19 protein-coding genes are annotated in these 20,642 nt (G+C 38.1%); 6 read left to right on the top strand and 13 right to left on the bottom strand.

The features are described from left to right. Window positions 1–15: 15 nt before the first annotated feature. The 3 genes from PDL71_RS08175 to PDL71_RS08165 all read left to right on the top strand — a co-directional run bounded on the left by PDL71_RS08175 (window position 16) and on the right by PDL71_RS08165 (window position 2,390). On the top strand, window positions 16–456 hold the full coding sequence (locus tag PDL71_RS08175) for a DoxX family protein (protein ID WP_407527875.1): 441 nt from the start codon (window positions 16–18) through the stop codon (window positions 454–456). A gap of 121 nt (window positions 457–577) precedes the next feature. Continuing rightward, a complete protein-coding gene (locus PDL71_RS08170; protein WP_407527872.1) occupies window positions 578–1,390 on the top strand; it encodes a DUF5694 domain-containing protein in 813 nt (270 codons plus the stop codon). Between the two features lie 58 nt (window positions 1,391–1,448). Continuing rightward, the gene (locus PDL71_RS08165; protein ID WP_407527870.1) at window positions 1,449–2,390 is read left to right on the top strand and encodes a carbon-nitrogen hydrolase family protein; all 942 of its coding nucleotides are present in this window, start codon (window positions 1,449–1,451) and stop codon (window positions 2,388–2,390) included. 37 nt (window positions 2,391–2,427) lie between these two features. Here PDL71_RS08165 and PDL71_RS08160 read toward each other — a convergent pair whose 3' ends face one another. The 11 genes from PDL71_RS08160 to PDL71_RS08110 form a co-directional block, all read right to left on the bottom strand. Next, on the bottom strand, window positions 2,428–3,183 hold the full coding sequence (locus PDL71_RS08160; RefSeq protein WP_407527867.1) for a DUF2490 domain-containing protein: 756 nt from the start codon (window positions 3,181–3,183) through the stop codon (window positions 2,428–2,430). 35 nt (window positions 3,184–3,218) lie between these two features. Then, window positions 3,219–3,629, bottom strand: coding sequence for an EthD family reductase (locus PDL71_RS08155; protein WP_407527864.1), 411 nt, complete (start codon window positions 3,627–3,629; stop codon window positions 3,219–3,221). 68 nt (window positions 3,630–3,697) lie between these two features. Beyond that, window positions 3,698–5,674 carry an amylo-alpha-1,6-glucosidase gene (locus tag PDL71_RS08150; protein ID WP_407527862.1) on the bottom strand — a complete coding sequence of 659 codons (1,977 nt, stop codon included), beginning with the start codon at window positions 5,672–5,674 and terminating at the stop codon, window positions 3,698–3,700. Between the two features lie 143 nt (window positions 5,675–5,817). Continuing rightward, window positions 5,818–8,475: an MGH1-like glycoside hydrolase domain-containing protein gene (locus PDL71_RS08145; protein ID WP_407527859.1), complete on the bottom strand. Its 2,658-nt coding sequence runs from the start codon at window positions 8,473–8,475 to the stop codon at window positions 5,818–5,820. A 47-nt stretch (window positions 8,476–8,522) separates the two neighbouring features. Beyond that, a complete protein-coding gene (locus tag PDL71_RS08140) occupies window positions 8,523–9,335 on the bottom strand; it encodes an SDR family oxidoreductase (protein WP_407527857.1) in 813 nt (270 codons plus the stop codon). Window positions 9,336–9,347: 12 nt separating this feature from the next. Then, window positions 9,348–10,577 carry a glycoside hydrolase family 57 protein gene (locus PDL71_RS08135; RefSeq protein ID WP_407527854.1) on the bottom strand — a complete coding sequence of 410 codons (1,230 nt, stop codon included), beginning with the start codon at window positions 10,575–10,577 and terminating at the stop codon, window positions 9,348–9,350. A gap of 155 nt (window positions 10,578–10,732) precedes the next feature. Further along, entirely contained in the window at window positions 10,733–11,323 is a 591-nt protein-coding gene (locus PDL71_RS08130; protein ID WP_407527851.1) for a Crp/Fnr family transcriptional regulator, read from the bottom strand. Window positions 11,324–11,450: 127 nt separating this feature from the next. Beyond that, a complete protein-coding gene (locus PDL71_RS08125) occupies window positions 11,451–11,666 on the bottom strand; it encodes a hypothetical protein (protein WP_407527848.1) in 216 nt (71 codons plus the stop codon). Window positions 11,667–11,681: 15 nt separating this feature from the next. Further along, a complete protein-coding gene (locus PDL71_RS08120) occupies window positions 11,682–12,011 on the bottom strand; it encodes a thioredoxin family protein (RefSeq protein ID WP_407527845.1) in 330 nt (109 codons plus the stop codon). A gap of 607 nt (window positions 12,012–12,618) precedes the next feature. Then, window positions 12,619–15,639 (bottom strand): two-component regulator propeller domain-containing protein, encoded by a 3,021-nt coding sequence (locus tag PDL71_RS08115; protein WP_407527843.1) that lies wholly within the window; start codon window positions 15,637–15,639, stop codon window positions 12,619–12,621. Window positions 15,640–15,648: 9 nt separating this feature from the next. Continuing rightward, window positions 15,649–16,353 carry a LytR/AlgR family response regulator transcription factor gene (locus PDL71_RS08110; protein ID WP_407527840.1) on the bottom strand — a complete coding sequence of 235 codons (705 nt, stop codon included), beginning with the start codon at window positions 16,351–16,353 and terminating at the stop codon, window positions 15,649–15,651. Window positions 16,354–16,782: 429 nt separating this feature from the next. Here PDL71_RS08110 and PDL71_RS08105 point away from each other — a divergent pair, with 429 nt between their 5' ends. Genes PDL71_RS08105 through PDL71_RS08095 form a run of 3 tightly spaced genes read left to right on the top strand, consistent with a single transcriptional unit; the run spans window position 16,783 to window position 18,517 of the window. Further along, window positions 16,783–17,517, top strand: coding sequence for a hypothetical protein (locus PDL71_RS08105; protein ID WP_407527837.1), 735 nt, complete (start codon window positions 16,783–16,785; stop codon window positions 17,515–17,517). Window positions 17,518–17,534: 17 nt separating this feature from the next. Continuing rightward, a complete protein-coding gene (locus PDL71_RS08100) occupies window positions 17,535–17,963 on the top strand; it encodes a DM13 domain-containing protein (RefSeq protein ID WP_407527834.1) in 429 nt (142 codons plus the stop codon). A gap of 2 nt (window positions 17,964–17,965) precedes the next feature. Next, entirely contained in the window at window positions 17,966–18,517 is a 552-nt protein-coding gene (locus PDL71_RS08095; protein ID WP_407527832.1) for a GNAT family N-acetyltransferase, read from the top strand. 18 nt (window positions 18,518–18,535) lie between these two features. Here PDL71_RS08095 and PDL71_RS08090 read toward each other — a convergent pair whose 3' ends face one another. Together PDL71_RS08090 and PDL71_RS08085 are read right to left on the bottom strand one after the other, a co-directional pair. Continuing rightward, complete coding sequence (locus PDL71_RS08090) at window positions 18,536–20,089, bottom strand: sigma-54 interaction domain-containing protein (protein WP_407527829.1); 1,554 nt, start codon at window positions 20,087–20,089, stop codon at window positions 18,536–18,538. Next, window positions 20,089–20,463 (bottom strand): hypothetical protein, encoded by a 375-nt coding sequence (locus PDL71_RS08085; RefSeq protein ID WP_407527826.1) that lies wholly within the window; start codon window positions 20,461–20,463, stop codon window positions 20,089–20,091. The genes PDL71_RS08090 and PDL71_RS08085 overlap by 1 nt, the downstream gene beginning before the upstream one ends. Window positions 20,464–20,642: the final 179 nt, after the last annotated feature.

The following is a 20,642-nucleotide window of genomic DNA, read 5'->3' as shown; positions in this document are numbered from 1 at the left end:
TAAACCTATAATTATATGTTACAAAAACTCTTCAAAACAAATAATGATTATACCGGGCTATTACTCCGTTTTGCCATAGGCATTGTTTTATTTCCGCATGGTGCACAAAAACTATTGGGTTGGTATGGCGGATATGGCTTTACAGGCACTATGCAGTTTTTTACTGAAACTGTGGGTTTGCCATGGATTATCGGATTGCTGGTAATAGTGATTGAATTTTTTGGAAGCTTACTGGTATTGATGGGCTTGGGTTCCCGGTTAGCAGCTGTCATGATCGCTTTCCTTAGTGTCGGAATTATTTTTACCTCCCATATTCAATATGGCTTTTTTATCAACTGGTCCGGAAATCAGAAAGGTGAAGGATATGAATACTTTTTATTATTGATAGGATTATGTCTTGCGCTACTCGTTAACGGAAGCGGGAAATTATCCCTTGATAAAGTATTGGCTAAATAATACAAAGGAGCGTGTTAGGTTTCTAAAAACCTGACACGTTCTGATTGTAAAAAACCCGACAATCATCTCGTAAATAATACCGAATTTTATAAGCATGAAAATGACTATAAAATCAGTTGGTATGATTTACAAAATTGCACCTGTTATTGCTGGGCTTTTCATAAGCATTTCACTTGTTGCACAAAAAAGCGAACAGGTAAAAACGCATATTGCGCTGTTAGGAACCTATCATTTTGACAACCCCAACCAGGACCAATTCAATGTAAAATCAGATAATGTTCTTTCAGATAAAAGACAAAAAGAGATAGAGCAATTAATAATCCAACTGGCCCGTTTTAAACCCACACGTATAGCACTGGAGTTTGATAAGAACAGAAACCTGGGTGATTCACTGTACCAGCAATACCTGAGAGGAGAAAGACAATTAGGCTCATCTGAAGCGGAGCAAATTGGTTTTCGCCTGGCAAAGTATTTAGGCCACAAACATATTTATTGCGTAGATGAACGAAGACTGAAACTTGATTTTAACCCCGGCCCGCTGGCACAGGATTTTGCTCCCCTGCTTGAAGAATTATCCAAAACAGGAAATGAAATTATAAATCAGATAAATAGTTGGGTAAATAAATATTCCATTGGAGGTGTTTTATCCAGGTTAAACCAGCCGGAATTAGACAAACTCAACCTTGATATTTATTATCGCTTTCTTTTGCCCATCGGGAAAGATACGCTACAACCGGGGGCTGATGCCGTAACAAGCTGGTATAAACGTAACCTCTATGTTTTCCATCACATAAAAGAAATAATAGGCAAGAATAAGGATGAAAGAGTATTGGTGATCTTCGGGCAGGGACACACCGCTATGCTCAAACAATTTCTGCAATCATCTACACAATTTGTGGTAGAAGATATTCAGCAGTATCTGCCTAAAAATTAAAAACAATTACGCCTGGACTAACACATAACCGCTTTTGCATTTGCCTTACATTTAATAAATGAAACCGCTCCGCATCGCAATTATTCAGCATCGTCCTGTGCATCTGAATTTAAAACTAAGTACAGAAAAAGCATTGGCCTTATTACATGAAGCAGCAAAGCAGGGAGCTCAACTGCTTGTGTTTGGTGAAAGCTGGCTAAGTGGGTATCCTGCATGGATTGACCATTGCCCTGAAATTGCCAACTGGAATAATGAAGCAGTGAAAGATGTTTTTAGCCTGATGCACGCAAACAGTGCTGCCATTGAAGGCGAAGAAATAAAATTGATTTGCAACGCTGCAAAAGAGTTGAAAGTTCATGTGGTCATTGGCATGAATGAAAAAATAATTCATGGACCGGGAAATGGTACCATTTATAATTCCTTCATTATTATCAATGATGAAGGCAGAATTGCAAATCATCACCGCAAGCTGATGCCAACCTTTAATGAAAAACTCTTATATGGATTGGGTGATGCAGCGGGGTTGAAAATTGTGGAAACAAATTGGGGAAGAATGGGAGGATTAATTTGCTGGGAACACTGGATGCCGCTGACCAGGCAAATATTACACAATGAAAATGAAATGATTCATTTTGCATTATGGCCTGCTGTTGGCGATATCCACCAGGTTGCAAGCCGCCATTATGCATTTGAAGGAAGATGTTTTGTAATTGCTGCCGGGCAAATGATGCAGGTAAAAGATATTCCAGTGCAACTTATACTGCCTGAACATTTGACGAATGAACCGGATAAATATTTGCTGAACGGGGGCAGTTGTGTGATTGATCCCAAAGGAAATTATTTATTGTCTCCGCAATTTGACAAAGAAGAAATCCTTTATTGTGCCATTGAAAATTTTGACACAGCCATTAAAGAAAAACTGACAATGGATGTTAGCGGGCATTATAACCGTACTGATTTATTTGAATTTTCTGTGAAAAGGAAGAGAAATATTTCATGAAGAAAAAATAAACACATTAAAAGAAGTGTTAGCCGCTTCAGAAATGTCTTGAATGCATTACCGGGTGCATCGTCTTCATTTTTGCAGAAGGAAAAATATAACTCCAGCTCACCTGCAGCAACAAAAGGTTGAGTAAATCTTTATTTATGTTTCTAACCACACTGTTATAACCAAAACCTGTTTCCCAATGACCCAATGACCTTATGGGGAATCCAATGCCGGTATAAATCCAGTTTTCAGACAAGAAAGAATTTTTAGGGCCTGATGTAATTGCATAGAGTTCATCATTAATTTGCCAATATACATTGCTCTTATTGATCTTCTTAATCAAACCAGCCTGGTACCTTGCTCTTGTACCAAAAGATGAAGAGGCTGCTGGAAAAATGAACCATCTTTCTTCAAACCGAAAACGGCTATAGAAGCGCAAACCTTTTCCAGGAACAATAAATGAAACCTGCTGCACCAGCCGGTTTTCATTGCGCCAATTATCATCAAATGGATTATTTCGCTGAAAACCATAACCACCACCAAATTGCCAGTGTGCGTTTATCTTAAAAGAAAGCAGCAATTGACTGTATAGTTCCAGAACCTGGCTTCTGTATTCTACCTGCTTGATATCATAATTGCCCAGGCGGGTTTTAGAAACAGCGAGGAAATTTATATCCAGGTGGTTTTTAAATGCTCTTGTAATAGAAATAGATGGAGCAGCGCCACCAAAATACAAATCCTGTGCATGTATAGTTTCTTTACTGAAAAGAAGCACAGCAACCAAAAAGAGTAATAAATTTTTCATGAACACATTTAATGTTGCCCCTCACTGCAATTCTTTTACTGAATCACTTCACTTATTTGAATCACTGGGGTGATATTTGTATACTTTGGTATGTCTGCTAAAATTTCTTCTAAATGACCACCTTTTAATCCATCCTCATAATCTGCTAAATTTTCAAAGTACAAATACCCTATTGCCAAATAAGGCACCGGCGTTCCAGGTGTACCGCTTCCTACTCCTTTGTCAATGGCAGTGGTTTTCATGGCGCTCCTAAATAATCTTTTGAGCAAAGGAAAATGCTTGTTTGTATAATAATCCATGTCAAACATTTTCCCTTCACCATTTGCATATAATACAGTTACCTTAATCATTTCTTTTTTAACTTCAGCATTATTATCCGGTTTGGTTTGATGACAACCTAAAATTAGAGTCAGCAATACTATTAGTAACCCTACTTTTACTTTCATATTACCTGATATTTATGTTTCAGACTTGAAAATATAATTGATAAGCTTCAGCTTCGCCCATTTTTAGTTTATATTTTTGCTGAATCACACAACTCATAATCTACCATCACTCTTAACACTTCGGCTACCCCCCATGCCTGCGCCACACAACCACGTGGATGATGCGGTGCATCTGCATCAAATATTTCTGAAACAGAACTAATACATCCTTCATTGAGGTGATAAGAAAAGTTTTCAATTACCTTCATTGCCTGTTTCTTTCCACTTGTACCTCGTACCTTCATGATTGCATCTACATAAGCTCCAAGCAACCAACTCCAAACCGTGCCTTCATGATAAGCCGAATCCCTGTGCCATTGATCGCCGCCATATTTGTGAACATAATGTTCGTCGTTTTGCGGCAAAGTTCTTAACCCGACAGGGGTGTACAGTTCTTTTTCGATAACACTCAAAATTGATTTTACCTTTTTCTTATCATCCATCAATGCAAAGGGAAGACTGATAGCAAATAGCTGATTCGGCCTTAATTCATCAACAGGACTTCCATTCTCATCAATGTTGTCATACAAATAACCTTTCCCTTGATTCCAGAACAATTTGTTGAATTGCTCTTTCGCATATTCAGCTCTTTCATTAAGCTGTATTGCATCTTTCTGTTGTTTGTTTAGTGCAAGTAATTCAGCAAATATTTTTAATGCGTTGTACCAAAGAGCCTGTATCTCCACGGGTTTGCCCATGCGAGGCGTAACCACCCATGTTCCTATCCTTGCATCCATCCAGGTTAACTGCTGGCCAACCTCACCACTGTATAACAAACCGTCTTTATCTGCATGAATATTAAAGCGTGTGCCTTTGTAATGCCAATCAATAATATCTTTAAGCACAGGCAATATTTCATTCAGCACAAAATCTTTATCATCGGTTGTCTGTAAATATTTATACACTGCAATAAAATACCAGAGTGTGCCATCTACATTATTATACTCCGGCGGTTCACTATTATCCTGGAAACGGTTGGGCAGCATGCCCATGCTCACACTCTTTGCAAAGGCTGCAATAATTTTCTTTGCATCATCAAAGCGGCCGGTGCTTAATGTTAAGCCCGGAAGTGAAATCATGGTATCACGTCCCCAGTCGGTAAACCAGTGATAGCCTGCTATTACTGTCTTCAACGCCTCACCCCGATTCACTATAAATTGGTCTGCTGCAAAAACTAATTGTCTTAATGTTTCATCAGCAGGAATATCTTTAATTAAATCTTTTCTTCGCTTAGATTCCATCAATAACAATTGACGTGCTTTTCTTCCTTCAGGATTTTCTGTAGAAATAATGACTTCTAATGCATCACCTTCTTGCATCTCCACTGAAAAAACACCATGATTCAATAAGTCTTCTGTAAAATCAAGTCCCCGGTATTCTTCCACGCTGTGCTTAAAATTCTGAAACCATCGTGGTGAATGCTGATACGTTGAGCCGGGTACATTTATAAATAGATTCAGATTTCCATCAGGCTTGTTGTGAAAGATGCCGTTGTTAAATTCCGCATCCCAATGCATTTGCGGACCTTCGTGCTGCAGCGTATGATAAAATCTACCCGCCATCAAGGGAAGTAACTCTAATGTAAATGTTGATGGCGCTTTCAGCACATCGTAGATAACAACTACGGTATTTTCACCATGAATCATGGCGATGGTTTTTTTCAGTTCAATACCAACTGCTTTATAAACCCAATGCGGAAAAACATCTTTCTCAAAACTTTCTGAATAATGATGACCATTGGGATGAATCACATCGCCGTTATAAAGATTGCAACCGAGTTCAATTCGTTTGTCGTTCAGGATAATCGTTTCATCCAGTTTACTCAACAGTACTGTTCTTTCCGCAGGAGGTTTGGTTGCCGCTACTAATAATCCGTGATAGCGTCTCGTATTTGCACCAACGATGGATGAACCGCTCCACCCGCCCAAACCGTTTGTTTCCAACCATTCGAACTGCGTAGCATCCTTAAAGTTTTGAAGGACTGCTTTATTTTTTTTGAGTTGCATAACACTTTTTTTCACTCAAAGGCACAAAATTTCTTTGCGCCTTCTTTACTTAGCATTTTTTCGTTCAATTACTGTTGAATAGATTTACTACTGTACAAGATTCCCGCTAAAGTCGGGATTTGCAATGCGACGCCATTAAAGCGTCATTCATGCACTACAGCCGGATCACTCACTTGTTTCTCTTTTCGTTCTTTCATACCATGTTTCTCCATACTCTGTATCAACTCTGCCACCACACCTGTCCACCCCGTTTGGTGGGAAGCCCCTACTCCTCTTGCTGTATCGCCATGAAAATATTCATAGAACAAAATCAAATCCTTAAAATGCTCATCCTGATAAATTTCATAATTATCATTTACAGGGCGGTTGCCGTTTTCATCTTTTTCAAAAATTCTCACCAGGCGTTTGGATATTTCGTTTGATACCTCACTCAGCAAAACAGATGTACCGCTGCCGCTTGGAAATTCCACTTTGCAATCTTCACCGTAATAATCACAATACTGCTTTAAGGCTTTTACCAATAAATAATTCATCGGCATCCACACAGGGCCACGCCAGTTACTGTTTCCGCCAAATAAGGCTGATGTGCCTTCCCCCGGCTGGTAATCAAGACCAAATTCCTGGCCATTGATATTTACACTGTATCCATGCTCATGAATTTTTGAAATAGAACGGATGCCACCTCTACTTAAAAACTCATTTTCATCCAGCAAAGCTTTTAATAATTTTTGTAAACGTTCTTTAGGCACAAGACTTAACAAGAGATCATCATGCTCTTTTAAATCCTCAATCACCAGGTATTGCCCATTATCTTCCCGGTACTTTTGAAACCATTTTAATCGTCGGTGAAATTCAGGTACTTTTTCCAGTAAATCCTTTTTAAGTACCAGTACAGCAAACAAAGTAGAAAGACCTACCAGTGAACGTACCTTTAAAGGAATATAACGGCCATCCGGGAGCGAAAGAACATCATAGAAAAATCCTTCTTCATCGTCCCAGCTTCCTGTCCAGTTTTCACCAATGCGGTTCAAACTTTCTGCGATATATACAAAGTGTTCAAAAAACTTAGTTGTAACATCTTCATAATTTTTATTATACTGTGCCAGTTCCAACGCCATTTCCAGCATATTAAGGCAATACATAGCCATCCAGCTTGTACCATCAGCCTGCTCCAGCGTTCCACCTCCGGGAATCATATTACTTCTGTCAAACACACCAATATTATCAAGCCCCAAAAAGCCACCTTCAAAAACATTGTTTCCTTTATGATCCTTACGGTTTACCCACCAGGTAAAATTGATCAACAGTTTTTGAAATGCCTTTTCGAGAAAATCAAAATCCCCCTTCCCTGTTTTTTCTTTTTCCTGTTTATATACCTGTAAGCAACTCCATGCATGTACAGGAGGATTTACATCACCAAAGTTCCATTCATAAGCCGGCAATTGTCCATTAGGATGCATATACCATTCCCGCATGAATAATAACAATTGCTCTTTAGCAAATCCCGGATCAATCATGGCCAATGGAACACAATGAAAGGCAAGATCCCATGCAGCATACCAGGGATACTCCCATTTATCAGGCATTGAAATAATGTCTTCATTATTGAGTGAATGCCAATGATGATTACGTCCTGTTTTTCTTGCTGCAGGAGGTGCAATTTGTCCTTTATCGCCGTTCAACCACTTGGGAATATCAATATTAAAATACTGCTTACTCCATAACATTCCTGCGAAAGCCTGGCGTTGTATGTTTTGTTGATCTTTATCTGGAGTCGTAATGATGGTTTGATAAAATTGATCAGCCTCTGAAATACGTTGTTGAAATACATCATCAAATCCTTTTCCCAGTGCTTCATTCAATTGTTGTTTACTCAACCTGAGTTTAATGGTTACCGATGATTGAGCTGGAATATTGAATTCATAAAAGGGAGCAAATTTGGTTCCATCTGTTTTTTGTTGCAGCCACTCATAATTACCTGACAAAACAGCTGTATGAAAAGCATCTTTAACATAAGGTGTTTCATTAGAAGTTTGATACAGACGCTCTTTATTGGTTTCATTTTCTGTAAACAGATTACAAAGACCTTTTTCAAAATAAAAATGATAGCTCCCAATTTCTTCATGGTCCAGTAACAGTTCGTTCTCACTCTGCAACTTCATAGTTGGTTTTTGTTTCATCAAACCAAAGCTCCACAAATTTCTGAACCATAATGTTGGCAATAAAGCAATATGCCCTGCTTCGTTAGCCCTGTTATGAATGGTGATACGGATGAGAATATCTTCTGCATCAGCTTTTGCATATTCAGTAACAATATCAAAATACTTTTTATCATTAAAAAGACCGGTATCAAGTAATTCATATTCTTTTTCAAAACGATTTCTGTTTCGATTGTTGTTAACCAGGTCAGCATACGGATATTCATTTTGTACATACTTGTACAAATGTTTCATATAGGAATGCGAAGGTGTACTATCAAGGTAGTAATACAACTCTTTTACATCTTCTCCATGATTACCTTCATTACCGGTAAGGCCAAATAAACGCTCTTTCAAAATGGGATCCTTACCATTCCATACTGCAATGGCAAAGCAAAGCCGTTGCATATCATCACTGATGCCTGCAATTCCATCTTCACCCCAACGGTATACTCTTGAGCGTGCATGATCATGCGGGAAATATTCCCACGCATTTCCATGTTCACTATAGTCTTCACGAACTGTACCCCATTGACGCTCACTCAGGTAAGGACCCCATTTTTTCCATTCATGTTGTTGCAATCTTTTTTCTTCGGCATTCATGATCTTGATGTTATTAGTTGATAATAGTGTGTTTGACATTTGGATGATCATCCGTTGTCTTCAAAGCCCGGATACAACGTCATTCCTCCATCTACAAAAAGTGTAGTACCATTTACATAATCTGCATCATCACTGGCCAACCACACAGCCGCTTTGCCGATATCTTCTACCTGCCCTACTCTTTTTTGAGGAATTAATTTTAAAAGTTGCTGCAAATGCTCAGCCGTATCCCACGCATCATGATTAATAGGCGTTGCAATAGCTCCAGGGGCAATGGAATTAATGCGGATTTTTTTAGGAGCATACTCCTGCGCTATGGTTTTCATCATTAAGTTAACCCCACCTTTGCTTGCAGCGTAGTTTGCATGGCCGGCCCAGGGAATTACTTCATGCACACTACTCATACAGATAATTTTACCGGCACTTTTTGATTTTCCGTTTACACCACGACGTAAAAATTCCCTGATGGCTTCACGGGCACAAAGAAACTGACCGGTTAAATTTACATTTATCACAAAATTCCATTGATCCAATGTCATTTCAGTAAACGGAGCATCTTTTTGCAATCCTGCATTGTTGATTAGAATATCAACGGTGCCAAACTGTGCAATAATGTCTTTAAACATTTTCTGCACCTCGTCTTCCTTGCTCACATCGCATTGATAGCTGATAGCACTACCGCCCGATGCAGCTATTTCAGCCACCACCTGTTCAGCCATTTGCTTTGCATTTATTACCGGATAGTTTACTACAACAGTAGCTCCTTCTTTTGCCAGTTCTTTTGAAACACCGGCACCTATACCGCTGCTGGCCCCTGTTACAATAGCAATCTGTCCGTTTAATTTTTTGTTATTAGTCATTTGTATTATGGTTTAAAATATGAATGTCATAAAACGGGGGTTACGCTTTCTAAAGCTGTCGATATCCCTGTGTATTAATTGAAGTTCAAAATCAGTAATTATATTGAAGTAGTTTTTAAATGCCTCTTCTGCAGATACGAAAGGATTTACCCGCCTGTAATTTTCTGTAAGATTCGACTCCGCCATATAATAGAAATAATCAGCCAGCTGCAGCTTTCGCCATGTATCAATAATCACAGGATCTTTAGTAGCCATTACTGATTTTTGAAGTGAATAAACTTTTTTAAGCATATTGTTCTGCATCATGTTTTCGCACCAAACACAACATTCTTCCCGTTTGTCTTTCCAGGATATGGTTTCGGCTACGTTATATACATCACATGCTGCTATTTGGTCAATAATTTCAGAAGGGGTTGCAAAACAGAAAGCTTCATTTGAAAGAACGGCATCAGGCAGTGCTTCAAAAAAATCAAAAATGCCTGTTTCTTTTTTCTTATGGGCACCCAGTGTAGCATAATCAAAAAATAGTGTTATAATCTCAGCATTGTCTCCATGTGTATGAATCCATGATGCATATTTTTCAGCCGTGAGCGGATATTCATTCCAACTTTGTTCATCAAAACGAAAAGCCAGGTCATCACTCAGTCCTTGATTACGTACTATTATTTTGATTGTATGCTCACCCGGTGCGGCATAAACCCGGTTACAATTTCTTCCTTTCAAAATACGCTCCGCACCTTCACACAAAACACCGGTGAATCCTGCCTTCTGAATAACAGTTGCAAGGCTATTGTTGTGGATCAGCTCTGTATTACGAAATACCACCGGCTCCTTGCCAAATGTTTTCCTGATAAGTTCTTTATGCAGTTGTATCTGCTCGGCAAATTCTGTTACTGAATAAAGGGAACCTAATGAATGATGATAGGTTTCGCCATAAAATTCCACACAATTTGTTTTGTTCAGTTTTTTCAGCTGTTCCAGGACATCGGGCCGATACTGCTGTAACAGTTCAAGTGCAGTACCACTGATGGATAAAGATATTTTGAATCTTCCTTTAAACTGTTTCGCCAGTTTTAGTAACAGTTTTGTAGCCGGAATAAAACTTTCATCAGCTAATGTATCCAGGTATTCAATAGTGGCGGCTTTGTCAAAATACTGATGCGATGCTTCTACATCCAATGATGTATAGTTACGCAAACACAGCGGAACATGAATCCTGAAACTAAGATTGATGAAAGGCATACTAATTGTTTAAGGGCTTTAAAGAAGAGTTACGGCTTTGATGATTCAAAGCCGCAACTCAATTCAACCAAAACATGCTGCTAAAAAATCAAACAGGGACGAAATTAGAAAACGGATATGGTTACTATTGTCGTTTTATTTACAGAATATGGAAATCAATTCCACAGAATCCGGTCATTTAACTCTATTCGTTTGCGGTCATAGATTAACAATCCTGCATCTCTTAATTCATTGAGCAATACATTAACACTTTGCCTGGAGGTGGCTATTACATTGGCAATATCAGTATGGGTAAGATAATTTTCAAGAATGATTTTATCCCCCACTTTGTTACCATCAGTAATCGCCCAGTTTCTTATAAACCGGAGCAATCGAACCTTCGCATCGTAAAACACAAGATCAGAGTGCCGGCTTTCCACTTTGCGGAGTTTCTTATTCATCATATTTGCATAAGCCACGGCTATTGAAGAATATGCTGCCATTATTTTTTTGAAATCCTGACTGTTGATCATGCATACAACGGTATTGGCTGTAAGCGCTTCAGCATATTCATCAGGAGCGAACTGTCCGTCCATACTCAAATCACCAAACATATCAGGAGATGTAAGAATATCCTTAATAAGTTCGCTTGAATCTGAATTAAATTCAGCAATTTTTACTTTCCCTTTAATAAGCAGGTAAATTTTACTGAAAGCCCCATCACCATAGCCAAAGCTTTCGCCCCGGTACACAGTTCGTACTTTCATTAAGGATGTTGCTTCCTGTAAAAGCTGTTCTGTCGCACATTGAAATAATGGGTGACTCTTCAGGTAAACGTATAACACTTCGCTGGTCATATAATTTTGTTTTAAGGTTTAATGATAAATGATACAATCAGTTTATGTAAATTCTTAAAATATTCTGCAATACATCCTGCATCCTGTAATGCGGGTTCGTGTACACTGCAAGCCGTTGCCTTTCCTTATAAAACATATCAGGCAGCAATTGTAACCTCTGTTCATATTCATTTAATTCTTCAATTTCAGTAACCGATAAATGCTGAAACTGATCAAAATGCTTACGGTAATAATATTTTAGTTCCAAATTCATGACACTCATATTGTATCAGATAGATTTAAACGAAAGCGCATTTTCAATTTTAGCAATCAGCATATTCCTGGAGAACAGACCTGCAGCATGATCAATGATACCTCCGTTCATAAACAGTACTACTGTTGGAATTTCAATAACTCCGTACTTATTTTGAAGACCAGGTTGCTTTTCTACATCTACTGTAAAAAAGTTTACGGTTTTATAATGCTTTGATACATCTTTATAAACAGGCTCCAGTATTTGGCAAGCCCCGCTCCACTCTGTTTTAAATTTTACCAGAGTTAAAGACTTACTGTTGATGACTTCTGCGTCAAAACTTTCTAATGTAATTTCTTTGCACATGTAAAAAACGTTTGGCACAATATTTAAGGAAAACGGCATGCCACATTTATTATGACCTGCCGGCAATTGCTGAAACCCTTTGCAGGTAAGCCTTTCAGGGAATCAGCGCTCTACGAATTATGTCGCAGATGGACCACTCTTTTCCCAATATTTTGTGAGCTTCCTGAAATGTTGGGAATTCTTCCCAAAAAACATAAAGAACTTTTAATCAATTGAAACATCACGACCAATGAGTACCAGGCTACCTACACAATGCTGCATAAAATGAGTTTTTATGTGTATGACCTTTACTATTTGTCGGATATCTGTCATCACAATACAAAGTAATTGTGCAGGATGGCAATTTTGGGTGAGATCTTTTTTACGGCGGGGATTATACAGTTTGAGGTATTATTTTACTTTTCTATTACTTTATTCTTTCCTTTTTTTGAAGAAGGATTTTACTTCTTTCCAATTTGTAGCAAGAAGAGTAAGGGCGCAGATTGCTAATAAGTCTATCCAGCTAAACATAGTAAATAAAAAATAGAGCCAAAACTAATAACTGTTTAACCTACCAATGTGCTATATAAAGTTTACGGCGGGATTGATACTATTTAAGGTGCAAATGCTACCGCTTAAATTTTAATACTACCATTGTTCCTGCGGTTTTGCCTGTTTTATCTTTTAAATCAGTTATTGCGAATGTATTATCGGCCTTAGTGTTGTTATAGGCTGCCAGTCTTGCCCTTGTGATATCAATACCCCTTGGCCCATTTTTGCCGAAAACGGTATTACCCGCATTTTTTTGGCGGCGACCAACACCATTATCAATCACTTCACAAATTATCCAACTATCTTCTTCACGTATGTTTATGGTTAGTATCTTTTCGCCCTGCTTTTCACTTATGCCATGCCACAGAGCATTTTCAACAAAAGGTTGGATAATTAACGGAGGCACCCACTCATTCTCGGTTACAATATGTTCCTCTACATGAATAAAGTATTGAAATGAATAGTTCAAACGCAACGCTTCCAGTTCAATATATAAAGTAAGTGTTGAAAGTTCCTTCTCTAAAGTAATCACATTTTCTTCTGAATGATTGAGTACCTGCCGGAGGAGCCTTGAAAATTTAACCATATAATCCTGTGCTTCTGCATTACGACGATCCATTACCAACGATTGTATGGAGTTAAGTGCATTGTAAATAAAATGCGGATTCATTTGAGCTTTTAATGCTTTCATCTCTAAATCACGCAATAAGTTTTGCAAAGCTGCATTTTTCCTGATACTCTTCAGTTGATTGCGGAATATAATGGTGAGAACTAATGAAGTAATAATAATTCCTGCAATACGAAAGCTCCAGGTATTCCACCAAGGCTGCTTAATGGTAAATGTAAAGCTCACGGGTGTGCTCCATTCACTGTTGGCCTTTTTGGCCCTGATAGATATGGTGTATGTGCCTGGTGAAAACCGAATAGAAGTGATAGCACTGTTAGTGAAAGGCGGACTCCATATATTATCGGCCCCTTCTGTTTTATAGGAATAAAATATTTCTCCTTCATCAGCAAATGAAACACCCTTAAAGTTAAAAATGAAATTATTCATTTCATAAGGCAATACGGGGTTAAGCGGAATTTCAAAAAAACCTGTAATTGAATCACTGTATTTTTTCCAGTTTGTTTCCTGCAGGTTCAGCATTACTTTCTCCATATTCATTACAGGCGCCTTCAGCATGGTCCCAAATTTTTCCGGATAGAACAGTAGCAGTTCAGTACCGGTTGACAGCCATACCCGGTTCAATGAATCTGTCACTATCCTGCTGAAATTTTCATTGATATTCACAGTTAAATCAAAATTCTTTTTATCAATAAGAATCATTGGCAAAATGCCTTCTGTATTTTGCCTGGCAGATTCAAGTATGACTATCCCGGATAGCGTGGAAGCCCACAACCGCTGAAATTTATCAAAACACATGCTGGTAACCACATCGTTTGGTAATCCCTGCCGGCTGGTGATAGACACCAAAAGTTTTAAGTGATTATCATTTTGCCATTGGTATTGCCGCATTCCCAAACCGGGCACCGCAATCCATATGGATTTATCAGGACTTTCGGCATATTTGATGTGTGGAATAAAAACATTAAAATCCAAATCCTTGGTAACTTCTGTTACATTCCTGTTTTTATCAATCACAAAAAATTCACTTTTCCGATTAAGGACAATAATGTTACCATTACCTGCTACAAATGCATTTACCGGGTCTGAAATTTTTACTTTATTAGTTGCTGTAAACTCAGTTACTGTTCCATTCTTTATTTCAAATAATACTCGGGAACAGGCAATGACTGTTTCTGTTGCCGGGTTATATGCTGCATTGTAAAAACGCATTTTTTTTCCTGTGCTGTCTTTTACATCAATTACTGATGTTTGCTTTTCATTTATCTGTACCAGTTTTTTTCCTCTTGTTATGGCCCATAAAGTCCGTTTTGCAGCAGGTATAATAAAATCAAGAAGGGTGTCGCCGTCTTTTCTTAAAACTTTCAAATAGGAGTAATTATGAGCAACATCTTTTTGAAATACATTATTTCTATATGTATAAAATCCATTTGCAAAACTGTGAGTCATCAGCAGATTATTCCCATCAAGAAAAAAGTCTTTTACTTCTTTCATTGGCGTTGAAATAGGCGGAAACTTTTTAAAGAAGAGTTCCTTCACTTTAATTAGCCCCTGGTAGTTTGAAAGCCATACATTGTTTTCTTTATCTTCATATATCCCTGACACCAAATTGTTGGGAAGCGGTATCTTGTATGCAAATTTTTGCTCTTCGCCTCTTTGAGAAACAAAGAGGCCCTCCTCTTCAGTAGAAACCCAAAAGCGGCCCTGCGAATCTTTTAATGAAGTATATACAAACAGGCCTTTAAGCGCATTTTGGAAAAGAGGTATTAATTGTTCTCCTTTTACCCGATATAAGGAGGTAGGTTGTTGAAGTATAATATCATCTCCATACTTTTTTATACTGAGGTACTGTGGGCTGCTCTTAAAATTACTGTCAAGTATTTTATGTGTGCCATCCGGGTAATATTTTACAAAATAATTAAAATAGGCAATATAAAAAGAGCCACTATCGTATACCATTGTACGAACAGGCATGTTTTCAAACCGTTTTATCCAGTTTCGTTTTTCCCAAACATTTTTTTTCCATTCATATAACCCGCTTGAAGTAAGAGCAAAAAAACGCTTATCAGGGTTTACAAAAAAAGAAAACACATAATTCACCTGCATAGAGTCATTCTGCACAGTATGATAATATGTTTTATTTTTTATGTATCCGATACCCTTGCGTGAAGTTACCCATATACGCTGCTCATCATCTTCTATGACATTATTAATATATAAATCCGGCATACCGTTACTGAAACTGTAATTATGAAAATTTTTGCCGTCAAATAAACTCAACCCACGGTAGGCCCCTACCCACAAATAATTTCTTTTATCCTGGTAGGTATTTAAAATATATGAATCAGGAAGTCCGTCATTAGCCGTATATAGTTTTGTATAAAAAGGGTTACTAAATGACTGTGCCCGGCTTTGAGTAAGCAAAAAAACAAGAACTGCAAAATTGGATATGGTAATAAAAATGTAACGCATTCACGGCCGTCAGGGTTTAAATATTTTTATAAGCGCCTCTTTGTTTCTGCGTGATACTTCTATTTCTTCACCATCACTCATTACAATAGTGCCGCCCTCGCCTTTACGGTATAATTTTACATGAGAGAGATTAATGAGGAAGGATTTATGTGCTCGGAAAAAATTCCGCTCACTTAAAATGTCGTCATACTGTTTTAATGGATAACTGGAAATTAATTTTCGTTTATTGTGCAGGTGAAAATAAGTATAACTGCTGCTGCTTTGGCAATATAAAATATCATCGAGTTCAATTATTTCAAAACCTTCTGATGTAGGCACTGCAATTTTATTTTGTATTGCTTGCTGGCCATTAACCGATTGAAAAAATATTTCCATTTGTTCAGGTGAAGCATGGTGCCGGTTATTGACTCTTTCTTTTGCCCTTGTTACAGCCATACGTAATTCATCCCTGTCAACCGGTTTTAATAAATAGTCAATAGCATTGTACTTAAACGCTTTTATGGCAAATTCATTATAAGCGGTTGTAAAGATGATATCGAAAGGATAATTGTTAAACCGCTGAAGCAAATCGAAACCAGTTTCATCCCGCATCATAATATCAAGAAATATAAGTTGCGGTTTTAGTTCGTTAATGGCAATAAAAGCTTCATTAGTATCAGCAGCCTGGCCTACTAATTTAATTTCAGGAGTTTCCTGTAAAATGAGCTTTGACAAAATATTCCTGCTTTGAAACTCGTCATCGATAATTAGGGCTGTTATTGCCTCCATGATATTTTTTGTATCAGTTTTCAAAAACTGTATTTCTAACTTTAGGCCAGTTTATTTCTGCTTTTTTAATAAATTCCTGCTGGTCTTTATTCCAAATGTTGCGAACTTTTAAATTGTAATTGAGATAAAGTTTGCCGTTTATGATAGTAAAGGCTTCGCCTTCTGTTTTTGCTTTATATCCCCGTGAGAAAAAACAAACCTTTTCATATTATATTATAGTATTTGCGTAAAAGTAGATTCGGAGGATTTTGAGAATAGTCAGCTACTTTACAATTCGCCCCTTTTGCAATCCTTTAACGGTATTGGGCTAATTATGTCATCGCAAAGACAAAAATTAGCAGACACCGCCGTTAATTTCACATTCAAATTACGCTCATGAAAAAATTTATTGCTGTACTTGTGTTTCTTATTGGAGGAAGCACAGTTTCATTTGCACAACAATCAAAGCTGCCCAAAACAAATCAGTTAGTAGATTTCAGTGCTACTATCGGTACCTCACAGCAGTCGCTTGCCGCCTCTTATGTTTATAATTGGGGCATTGGTAAAAAAAGAAAATTTGAGCTAGGTGTTGGTTTACGTAACACTGCCTATTTTGGTGTGAAGCGTGAATACTGGACAGCTCCTGCAAATCTTGCCCGAACCAGTACTACACCTTTCCTCATCTTCTTTGCAGGACAAAAAACAGAGAACTGGGATACATTAACCGTTCAACGGGCATTTACCAACTCGTTAAATATTTCTGCCAATCTTGGTTATCACATCAACAATAAACTTTATGCTGGTTTTAATATTGATGTTATCGGTTTTACTATAGGTCAAAAATCTTCGGGTATATTAGTTAGTAATGGTATTACGAGAACAGAGCCGGAAGCCAAACCGGCAGCGTTTAATTTATTACTCACCGGCGATCATGACTTGGGCACCCTGAACTCTGAATTTTTTCTACGATATAATATCAATAAAAAGTGGAGCATTAAAGGTATTTATCAATTTTTATTTGTGGAGTATAAAACTACTAACATCAAGCAAACGGCTCCTGACGGAACATTGAATGACCGCTTCCGTAACAAGGCCAATAACTTTGGCTTGGGTGTTGCCTATCATTTTTAAAATTTAAAAATAGTAATATGAAACAGGTATTTGCAATTATTCTATCAGCTTCACTTTTCTTAGCTGCCTGTAAAAAAGACAATCTGACTTCTACTACCCCCGGCACTGATATGCCGGATCCAAATTCAACTGTATTACTCATGGGAAATTTTATTGCAGGGCCGTTTGGAGCACCCACGGGCCAGGCTGAAATACGGAGAGCGGTGAATGGAAGCTTAACACTGGTATTAAAAAATTTTACCGTCAATAACGGGCCGGATTTGCATGTATATCTTTCAAAGGAAGTGCAACCTATCAACTTCATTGATTTGGGAAGACTAAAATCCATATCCGGCACACAGGTATATACCATTAACGGAACTCCCGATTTTACACAATATCGCTATGCACTAATTCATTGCCAGCAATTTAATCATTTGTTTGGCAGTGCAGAACTGAAGCAATAATTGTGATTCAAGAATACCATAACGATACAGAAGAAAAAAAACTATACGGCAGCCTCATTTACCTGCGTCCATTACAAATTTCGGATAAAGAAAAATTTTACAGGTGGGCTACATGTTCAGATGCCACTCCTTTTTGGTATGGTGAATTGTACAGGAATACAATTCCCGACCCCGGTACTTTTTTTGTTGATTGGGATGATGCGTATTTTACCGGGCCCATCATGCAGCATAAAAGAGGATTTGTTATTTGTATTTCAGAAACTGATACGGAGATCGGCGAAATTAATTACCAGTCAGAAGAGATAGATGGTACACAGTATTTTGACCTGGATATCATTATTGCAAGTGATATGCATAAAGGTAAAGGTTTTGGCACGGAAGCACTCATTATATTGACCGGCTATTTACGTTCCTGCTTCCCTGCAATTGTATTTTCACTATATGCTTTGTGTGAAAATTTACGAGCTATCCAATCGTACAGGAAAGCAGGTTTTTCAAGTAAAGAGACTTTCAAAGATGACAATGGGCTAAATTGGATGCTGTTGGTAAAATAACTTGCGCCAGCCATTTCTTTACAAAGCACCATTTCTTTTTATCCCCAGCTTTTTCATTCTTGCTTCGAGTGTTGTAGGATTTAATCCTAAAATTTTTGCAGCACCCTTTTCGCCGCTAACTTTCCAGTTTGTTTGCTCCAGTGTACGGATGATATAGTCCTTTTCAACTTCTTCCAGCTTTTTAATTTCCTCTTTCACTGCATTTCTGCTACTTGAAATTTTACTCACTGGGATCCAGTCACCATATTCAATAACATTACTGTTTGTAAGAATCAAGGCACGCTCAATGAGGTTTTCCAGTTCCCGTATATTACCCGGCCAGTCGTACTCTATCAATGCTTCCATCACACCTGCTTCAACATCCTGTATCTTCTTACCCATCTTACCTTCATACTTTTTGATGAAATGTTTTACCAGCAAAGGGATATCTTCTTTTCGCTCCCGTAAAGAGGGGGTAAGGATAGGAAAAACATTGAGCCTGTAAAACAAATCTTCCCGAAACTCTTTGCTTTGTATTGCCTGCTGCAGGTTACGGTTAGTTGCCGCTATGATCCTTACATTTACTTTCATGGTTTTGGGGTTACCCAAACGTTCAAATTCACCTTCCTGCAAAACACGGAGTAATTTAGCCTGCAATTCAACCGGCAGTTCACCAATTTCATCTAAAAATATTGTACCCCCATCAGCCAATTCAAAACGACCGATCTTTCGTTCCATTGCACCTGTAAAAGCACCCCGTTCATGACCGAACAATTCACTTTCAATAAGATTTGCTGGCAAAGTGGCACAATTAACCTTAATCAAAGGTCTTCGGTTGCGGTTGCTGATATTATGTACTGCCCGTGCAATTAATTCTTTACCTGTGCCGGACTCGCCTGTTATAAGAACAGTTGCATCTGTAGAAGCTACCTGTTCTATCTGGTGTAATATTTTTTGAAAATTCTTACTCTTACTTATAATTTCTTCAAAGTTGTGATTGAGTTTTATTTCTTCCTGCAGGTATTTGTTTTGGGCTTTAAGCTTTACCTGTTCCTGCTCCATCAACACTTTTTCTGTAATATCAATAAACATGGTTCTTGTAAACTCACCGCTGGGATCGGGATTACTCCACCATTCTATCCATAACGGTTTACCATTGTCTTTACGTTTTAACTCCAGTATAACGCCACCGGTATCAGTACCACGCCCGATAGATTCAAAGGCTTCTTTTAAACGCTTTTGATTTTCTGGGTTGTCTGCTACAAGGGTTTTACCAAATGTAAAAGGCACTTCCTCCGGCTTTACACCCAAGGCTTTCAGAGCCGCCCTGTTAGCCCGTATAAATTTAGAATCAAGTCCTTCGTGCACATAGGCAAAGGGGGCTTCTTCAAACAAATCACGGTATCGCTCTTCACTTTCTTTTAATTTTTTCTGAAGCTGAATATTATCACTTCGCAACAACTCTAACAGCTTCTCTTCATTACGGATTCTTTCAATTTCCGAACCTGCCCTTGCCGCAAATATTTTTAAAATAGCCGTTTGATTTTGATTTTGATGCATGGGTTTGGTGTCCAATGCTGCAATATGTCCCATTACTTCGCCGGTAGATGGGCTGTAGATGGGAACTGAAACATATGATTCAAGATGCTCTTCTTTTGGAAATTTCTGCTCCAGGTTTTGGGGACAAAATAATCTTCACCATTCATTACAATTTCGCAGGGTGTACCTGCTAAATCATATTCAATATTTTCAAGTGGTTCGCCCCTGTCAACATAAGAGATGGTTCTAACTTTTGTTTTACTTTCATTAGCACATTCCGAAATCAATGCATAACGAACACCCAGGGTAAAAGTGATGAATTTGGTAAGCTCCTGCAGGTAATCATGACCCACATAGCCGGAGGTAGCCTGCGATACTTTTAATAATAAATCATCCGCAACATGTTTATGTTCGGCTGTTTCAGGCATGGTTAATGAAGGGTTAAAGCGTATTTAAAGGTAATTGATCGGAACAAAGGTTGCAAATAAAATCAAACAGCTTTGTCGCAGAATTGACAGTGCCCTTTCTCTATATTCTCTCTTACTTTACATAATAAACTGCGAAATCTACTAAATCAGACAATACCATTTTCGTACTCAGGCCGGTC

Source organism: Lacibacter sp. MH-610, from assembly GCF_045780045.1.
Lineage (GTDB): Bacteria > Bacteroidota > Bacteroidia > Chitinophagales > Chitinophagaceae > Lacibacter.
Note: the sequence above shows the minus strand (reverse complement) of the source record. Positions and strands in the feature narration are given on the sequence as shown.

Excerpts from the sequence above, each read along its gene's own strand:
- PDL71_RS08115 (WP_407527843.1), bottom strand. The coding sequence starts at position 15,639 with ATGCGTTACATTTTTATTACCATATCCAATTTTGCAGTTCTTGTTTTT.
- PDL71_RS08175 (WP_407527875.1), top strand. The coding sequence starts at position 16 with ATGTTACAAAAACTCTTCAAAACAAATAATGATTATACCGGGCTATTA.
- PDL71_RS08100 (WP_407527834.1), top strand. The coding sequence starts at position 17,535 with ATGAAACAGGTATTTGCAATTATTCTATCAGCTTCACTTTTCTTAGCT.
- PDL71_RS08145 (WP_407527859.1), bottom strand. The coding sequence starts at position 8,475 with ATGAATGCCGAAGAAAAAAGATTGCAACAACATGAATGGAAAAAATGG.
- PDL71_RS08105 (WP_407527837.1), top strand. The coding sequence starts at position 16,783 with ATGAAAAAATTTATTGCTGTACTTGTGTTTCTTATTGGAGGAAGCACA.
- PDL71_RS08125 (WP_407527848.1), bottom strand. The coding sequence starts at position 11,666 with ATGAATTTGGAACTAAAATATTATTACCGTAAGCATTTTGATCAGTTT.
- PDL71_RS08135 (WP_407527854.1), bottom strand. The coding sequence starts at position 10,577 with ATGCCTTTCATCAATCTTAGTTTCAGGATTCATGTTCCGCTGTGTTTG.
- PDL71_RS08165 (WP_407527870.1), top strand. The coding sequence starts at position 1,449 with ATGAAACCGCTCCGCATCGCAATTATTCAGCATCGTCCTGTGCATCTG.
- PDL71_RS08085 (WP_407527826.1), bottom strand. The coding sequence starts at position 20,463 with ATGCCTGAAACAGCCGAACATAAACATGTTGCGGATGATTTATTATTA.
- PDL71_RS08140 (WP_407527857.1), bottom strand. The coding sequence starts at position 9,335 with ATGACTAATAACAAAAAATTAAACGGACAGATTGCTATTGTAACAGGG.
- PDL71_RS08160 (WP_407527867.1), bottom strand. The coding sequence starts at position 3,183 with ATGAAAAATTTATTACTCTTTTTGGTTGCTGTGCTTCTTTTCAGTAAA.
- PDL71_RS08120 (WP_407527845.1), bottom strand. The coding sequence starts at position 12,011 with ATGTGCAAAGAAATTACATTAGAAAGTTTTGACGCAGAAGTCATCAAC.
- PDL71_RS08130 (WP_407527851.1), bottom strand. The coding sequence starts at position 11,323 with ATGAAAGTACGAACTGTGTACCGGGGCGAAAGCTTTGGCTATGGTGAT.
- PDL71_RS08150 (WP_407527862.1), bottom strand. The coding sequence starts at position 5,674 with ATGCAACTCAAAAAAAATAAAGCAGTCCTTCAAAACTTTAAGGATGCT.
- PDL71_RS08090 (WP_407527829.1), bottom strand. The coding sequence starts at position 20,089 with ATGGGACATATTGCAGCATTGGACACCAAACCCATGCATCAAAATCAA.
- PDL71_RS08170 (WP_407527872.1), top strand. The coding sequence starts at position 578 with ATGATTTACAAAATTGCACCTGTTATTGCTGGGCTTTTCATAAGCATT.
- PDL71_RS08155 (WP_407527864.1), bottom strand. The coding sequence starts at position 3,629 with ATGAAAGTAAAAGTAGGGTTACTAATAGTATTGCTGACTCTAATTTTA.